Source organism: Siphonobacter sp. (assembly GCF_048595215.1).
Lineage (GTDB): Bacteria > Bacteroidota > Bacteroidia > Cytophagales > Spirosomataceae > Siphonobacter.
This window is the reverse complement of sequence record NZ_JBMDWJ010000266.1, coordinates 1-6257: the sequence shown is the minus strand read 5'-3', so window position 1 is coordinate 6257 and position 6257 is coordinate 1. Positions and strand designations below refer to the sequence as shown.

3 protein-coding genes are annotated in these 6257 nt (G+C 51.6%); all 3 read right to left on the bottom strand.

The window, feature by feature from the left end; genetic code table 11:
* Positions 1 to 140 precede the first annotated feature (140 nt).
* The 3 genes from ACOJTG_RS16555 to ACOJTG_RS16545 all read right to left on the bottom strand — a co-directional run bounded on the left by ACOJTG_RS16555 (position 141) and on the right by ACOJTG_RS16545 (position 6022).
* Positions 141 to 2537: a penicillin acylase family protein gene (locus tag ACOJTG_RS16555; protein ID WP_420154844.1), complete on the bottom strand. Its 2397-nt coding sequence runs from the start codon at positions 2535 to 2537 to the stop codon at positions 141 to 143.
* 69 nt (positions 2538 to 2606) lie between these two features.
* A complete protein-coding gene (locus ACOJTG_RS16550; protein WP_420154843.1) occupies positions 2607 to 3695 on the bottom strand; it encodes an alpha/beta hydrolase family protein in 1089 nt (362 codons plus the stop codon).
* A 134-nt stretch (positions 3696 to 3829) separates the two neighbouring features.
* On the bottom strand, positions 3830 to 6022 hold the full coding sequence (locus ACOJTG_RS16545) for a penicillin acylase family protein (RefSeq protein ID WP_420154842.1): 2193 nt from the start codon (positions 6020 to 6022) through the stop codon (positions 3830 to 3832).
* Between the last annotated feature and the right edge of the window lie 235 nt (positions 6023 to 6257).

The following is a 6257-nucleotide window of genomic DNA, read 5'->3' as shown; positions in this document are numbered from 1 at the left end:
GTACCGTTTTCAAAGCCGAATCCCCGATTCAACTTTGAAAACGGTGTATTTTATATAGCAGGCAATCGATGGAAAGAATGACTCGATTGGAAAGGACCGTAATCCTTTCGTTGAGAAAATGCAGCATCAACCCCTTGGCATTATGGCGTAAGCACGGTCGTTTGATCGGCCACGCTTTTGATTTTTTCTTTGCTGAAATACACCGGAAAATACTCGCCCCGATTCCATTTGTCGAACAAATCCCGGTAGTGCGGGTCGTCGGGATTTTCGGATTGCCCCGGACTATTCACGCCCAGCGTTTTATCCCAGTTTTCAGTATCTACCAGAATTCGGAACGAAGCTCCGTGCGTCTGATTCAACGTATTGCCCGAATTGTTGATTGTCTCCGCATTGCCACCCCGGGCAATTGGACCCAGGTTGATTTTCTGTTGCATCGCGGGACTTACCCAGTCACTAAAGGCGTGCGTAATCGTAATGTGTTTGTTAGTAGTCTGCCCATACGTCCAGTTCTTGGAATCTTTTCCTAACCGTTTGGTCAATACCGTCAGGGCTTCCTGTAAAGCCGTGGTTAATACCTGATTCCGGGTTTCGAGGGGCGTAGAGCCAAAAACTTCCGGAGATGGTGTAAGCAGATAGTCGATCAGAACCTTGGTGGAAAGCCGCCGGAGGTGAGCCTGAGCGGCTTTGGGTACCGCTTTTTCGTACACGTAGTCCCGCAGTTGGTTTTCCCATTCGACGTAGATGGCCGCTTCTATTGATTCCGGGTTCAACCGAAAATCCCAGTTTTGTAGCAGGCTTACGGCTTTCTGAACCGATTCTTCGTTCGAAGGAAGAGCAAATTTCAGTAGAGGTACTAGTGTGCGGGCCGGAATGGACAGAACGTCATTCTGTAACTGCGAAAAATCACTCAGATTGAAGCGTTTACTACTGCCCAGCACTTCTTCCAGCCGATCGGTTCGGTACGGAGTTGACCATTCCCAACCGAGGGCCGTACGGGGTTGGTAATCGGGCGAGGTAAGGTTACTATTGGCCGAGGCAATGAAGCCTTTGGCGGGGTCGCTCAGGTGCGGTAACTGCTGGATGGGCAGATAACCCGCCCATTCAAATCGTCCGTCGCCGGGGACGGGTACCAATCCGGACCAGTTGGGGCGAATGGGTGCTAACGTTGAAACCTGCCAGCCGATATGGCCCTTACGATCCGCCCAGATCATGTTGAGTGACGGAAGCCGGGCGAAGGAGCAAGCCTCGCGAAACTCGTCCCAGCTTTTCGACTGATTCATACGAAGACTTGCCAGATAAGGGGCACAACCCACGTCCATCCAGCCCGCTCGCACAGCGTAAGCTTTATTGGCTTTTGCGTCTTCGAACACCACCGGACCGTGACGGGTGTATTTCAACTGTACCACCTGCGGTTGCTGACCTTTAACGGGGATCGTATCCGTCACGATTTTCATCGTCACCCATTGCCCTTTGTATCGATATTGATTCGGGTTTTGCGGGTTGAGATCGTACACGTACAGATCCTCGCAATCCGATCCCGAGATGGTCAGTCCCCAAGCTCCGTAGTCATTATGACCGATGGATACGCCGGGTAACGTCGGTTCGCCGGCTCCCACCACATTCCAGCCCGGAGCGTTGAGGTGAATCCAGTACCGCAGGGAAGGGGTGGACTGCGTACGGTGCGGATCATTGGCTAACATCGGGAAATGACTTTGCGACTTTTCGCCGCTCAGCGTCCAATTGTTCGACCCCACGTATTCTTTTTCCGTTTCGTACCAGTCCAGAAAGTCAAAGGTCTTTCCTACATCAGAGCCCGGATTTTTGAAGCGTAAGGGAGCCCGGAAGGCATTGTACAGGCCCAGAATATCCTGCATTAGGGCGGCACCGTCTACCCCCTTTTCCAGCGTAAGTTTCGGTTCGGACGCGGGCGTGCGTGTCGGGTGAAACCAGTTGAGCTCCCGGGTTTTTTCTTCCCCCATGACGTGAACCTGCCGCCCAAAACTCAACTCACTCGTCAGGTTGGCAATCAGGCCCTGATGGCGACTGATAACGACCTCCGGGGTCCAGAAGCCAGGTACGCTTTTCAGTAATTTAAACTCGAAGGAAAGCTTGCTTGTATCCTTCCGAACCTCGGCTACCCGGGCGTTTATACCCGCGGTGTAGGCGGTAATGATGAGTTTACCCCTGGGATGATAATGAGCGAATTCCTGGTCGAGGTTCTGACGAAATTTAAACAATCGTGTACCCAGATCCCGCTTCAACTCCGAAGGACCCAGCCACTCGGCGACGGTACCCGTGGCCTGCCTCCGCCAAAGCTCCAGCTGAAACATGCGGTCCGTAGCGGCGACGTATCCCTGGGCAAAAAAGAGATCATGCTCGTTTTTAGCGTAAATGTGCGATACGCCCCATTGATCCCGAATGATCTCCACGGGTTGTTGCAGACCGGGCATTTTCAGCGTTTGGGTTGCCGTCTGGCCCATGGCCTGTAGCGTGCCGAGTATCCAGATGACGCCCAATAGTAAACGTTTACAATGCATACGCAGGAAGGATTACAGCGAAAGAATGGAAGAGACGCTGGGAATGCCCCTCTCTTACAAACGGGTAATTTATTTAGTTTTCGGGAAATAACTGACCTCGATCAGCTCCTTTACGTTTTTGAATTTTTTGTTGGGTTTGAGGTACTGGGCCAGAAAGTCGTAAATCTTCAGGCGGCTTTCCTTGGCCCCGTAGGAATCGATGCGGTTGAAGGTGTGTCCGCCGGGAACGTCTTTATAAATCTCGTATTCGAATTTCTTCCCATCGGCTTTGAGGGCTTTGATCAGGTGCTCGACTTCCAGTACGTTCACGTCCTCATCGTTGGTATTGGTGTGAATCAGAAGCGGGGTTTGGAGTTTGTGCGTGTTCCAGGCGGGCGAGCGTTTGCGGTATTCTTCCACGTTTTCATCCGCTGATTTCCCTAAGTGAAAATCCGCTGAATAGGCATCCCGGTAGCCCTGACTTTTGTAACCCATTCGGGCAATCAGGTCACTCACGGGAACACCCGCGTAACCGACGGCGTAGGCGTTGGGGTAATTGAAGAGATTCAGTAAGGTAATCATTCCGCCGTGACTCCAGCCCAGGATGCCCACCCGACTTTTGTCAATAAAATCGTAGTTGTCGAGCATGTAGTCCCGGCAACTTTTGGTGTCATCCACTTCCAGTCCACCGTAATCAATCAATTCGTAAAAGCCTCGGCCGTAACCCGTACTACCCCGGTAATCGGGGGCAATGACTACGTATTCCTGAGCCGTTAATTCCTTGACAATATGGGCATACGCCGTATTGAAATTGCTGTGAACGCCGCCGTGCGGAAGCACCAGTAAGGGATACTTTTTACTCGGATCGAGTTTCCTGGGAATGAAGACGTACGCCGAAAAACGAACGGGGTTTTTGGCTCCCTGCCCCGTTGGATTTTTAATCACGGCTGGGGGTGGCCCCGTAAGGATTACCTTATCGACCATCGCTACATCGCCCACTTTCTGCTCCCAGCTGAGATCATCAATGCCTTTATCCAGAGCATCGAAGCTGTGCTGAAGGTTGGACAACTGCTTTTGCAAGGCCGCAATCTGGGCTTCGGGGCTGGCGGGTGCTTTACTTTGGCCCAAGGCCAGGGAGCTGACCAGACAGGCCAGAGCGATTCCAGTAATTTTTTTCATCAATCGTAGAGAGTTGTTAAGTGGTTTTAAAAGCAGCTAAAGCTTGTAATGGATTGTATCCTACAAGCTTTAGGTGTTGATATAAATCCTGAACACTACGGCTTGCTTAGATAAGATCCGAACAAGCCGCCCATTTACTGATCGCCGGGGTGGTATTTCTTCTCCATATGTTTCAGGACATCTTCTTTGTAAAAGTAAATCTCCTTGTACGTCCCGTCGATGTAGCCCCGGACCTGATCGGTGTAATGCAGGGACTTCGGGTCGCTACTAGCCCCGCCCGTCAAAATCGTTTTGGCCCGTAGGCGATCCCCAAACTCAACGGCAGCGACAAACGTATTGCCCGTAACTCCGTAGCGTTTGTGCGTCTGGGGTGCTTTGCGACTCACATAGGCATTAAGCGAACCCATGAATCCGGGCGTGGCGGGAACGGCCCAGCTTGGTTTTTGGTCACTCGGCTCGCCTTCGGTGCGTTGAAAACGGTTCGCCGTACCCCAGGGTACTTCCCAGGTGCCGTAGTCCTTTTTCAACTCGCTGACCACCTGAGCCAGTGCCAGTACCTGCTCTCTCGCGGAAAGAAATTCAGTAGTCAGGGCAGCCCCGTTAGTCAAAGAATACTGCTCCTCCGTCGTCAGGGGGCGGGGCAGTCGGGCCATGTCCAGCTGGATGATTTTTTCCAGCCAATGCACCGTCAGGGTGGTTGCCACGGATTGCGTATCCGTCTTAAAGTTCCACTGTTTCAGTACCTCAATTGGACCTTTGACGATGGATTTCAGGGAATCCGAAGTCAGGGAGTGGTAGGCGGCGATCAAACTGGGTACGTAACGCTCGCCGCTGGGCAAGTAGGCATCGTAGGAAGCCCGAACCACATCATCCATCGTAGCGTCTTTGAGGGGTGTCAGTACTTTCACCGCATGGACCGCCCGTGGCGTATGCCCATCGGGGTGCATGTAGGCGGGAAGTTTAAGTATCTCCTGCGATAATTCTCCGGCTCCGTACAGGGGCGTTGAATTACAGTTTTGCAGCCAGCCGTTGGCCGGGTTGAGGTAGTGAGGAATTTCCGAAAGTTCGTGCGTACCCTGCCATTCCGTAGCCGCCGTGGTACCATCCACGGGGCGTTTCCAGTCGAGGAGCGGGTTCTTTCGGGGTACGAAGTTGCCGTGCCAATACGCAATGTTCCCGTCTTTATCGGCGTAGAGTACGTTACTACCTACCATAGCCCGTTTGTTCAGGGCTTCGGTAAATTCTCTCATGTTTTTCGCCTTCATCTTCAGCCAGTGCATGGCCAGCAGATCGATGTTTGGTTCGTGCGTTTTCAGAGCAATCCAGCGGGTTGCCGTTGCGTAGACAATGGGGCCGTGGTGTGTCCGGTACGTGACCATGTTGCGGGTTGCTATCCCTTCCGCTTTTTTGTAGCGAATTTCGTGAACGGTGCTGTCGACGTTTTTCCAGGTACCCTCATAGCGGTACATGAGTCTTCCATTTTTCCGTTGCACTTCTTCTGCGTACAGGTCTTTGGCATCGGAAAGCGAAACCGGATGCATCCAGCCACAGTATTCATTAAAGCCCTGAAAAATGGGGAATTGGCCCAGGAAAGGAGCCCCGTACGAATTGAGCCCTTCCTCACTGACCACCTGTATTTCAATCCGGCCGTAGTACTCGGAGTGGGGGTTGATCAGTAGAATAGGCTTTTTATTTTTCGTTCGGGAAGGACCTAACACCCAGCCATTGGAACCGTCGTTTTTGGGCGGTTCGGCCGTGAAACTCCGACCCGGAATGATGTGCGTATCGTTCAGGTAAAACGACTTGAAATCCGCTTCTGAAACATTACTGCCGCCCATGGCGGGTACGTTATTCATCAGATTCATCCAGGGTTCTACCCGGGTAATGAGTTTGGGCTTTACGGCGGGATGCGTGGCCAAGTAGTAGTTAATCCCGGCGGCGTGGGCATCGCAGAGCTTTCGTAACCACTCGGGCGATTGCTGGTAGTAGGCTTTGGCCTGCGTCGAGTCAATAAATAGGTTGGACCAAAGGTCGCGGAGTAGGGCCGCTTCGCCTTCTACTTCTGCCAGTCGCCCCGTCCGGCTGATCAGGGAATTTTCTACTTTGTCGAAGAACTCTTCACACTGTACGTACATCATGCCAAATACGGCATCGGCGTCGGTCTTTGCGTACACGTGCGGTACCCCGTACGTATCCTTGATAATTTCGATGCGTTTGGCCTGAGCACGCATGGCCTTTACTTCCTGGGGTGAAAAGGGGCTTTGAGCCAGAACCGGACTCATACTTAACCCCAAAGCAATACTGAGGAGAGAAATCTTCGAAAGCATTTTTACAACCATTGGTTAGAATGGAGTGTAAAATAAGATTACAGAAGCAAAAGCACTGTTTTATAGATTACTATTTTGTAATACTTCCTGTTATTGAAATATTATATGGTGTTTTAATTATATCGAACGGATTTTTATCAAACAAAAGATAGGCTTTTGGGGCAGAATTTCAAGAGTAAGGCTTATGTGTAACTTGAAGGTACCAGTACAAATTGGCACTGGGCCGGAAGAACTA

Excerpts from the sequence above, each read along its gene's own strand:
- ACOJTG_RS16555 (WP_420154844.1), bottom strand. The coding sequence starts at position 2,537 with ATGCATTGTAAACGTTTACTATTGGGCGTCATCTGGATACTCGGCACG.
- ACOJTG_RS16550 (WP_420154843.1), bottom strand. The coding sequence starts at position 3,695 with ATGAAAAAAATTACTGGAATCGCTCTGGCCTGTCTGGTCAGCTCCCTG.
- ACOJTG_RS16545 (WP_420154842.1), bottom strand. The coding sequence starts at position 6,022 with ATGCTTTCGAAGATTTCTCTCCTCAGTATTGCTTTGGGGTTAAGTATG.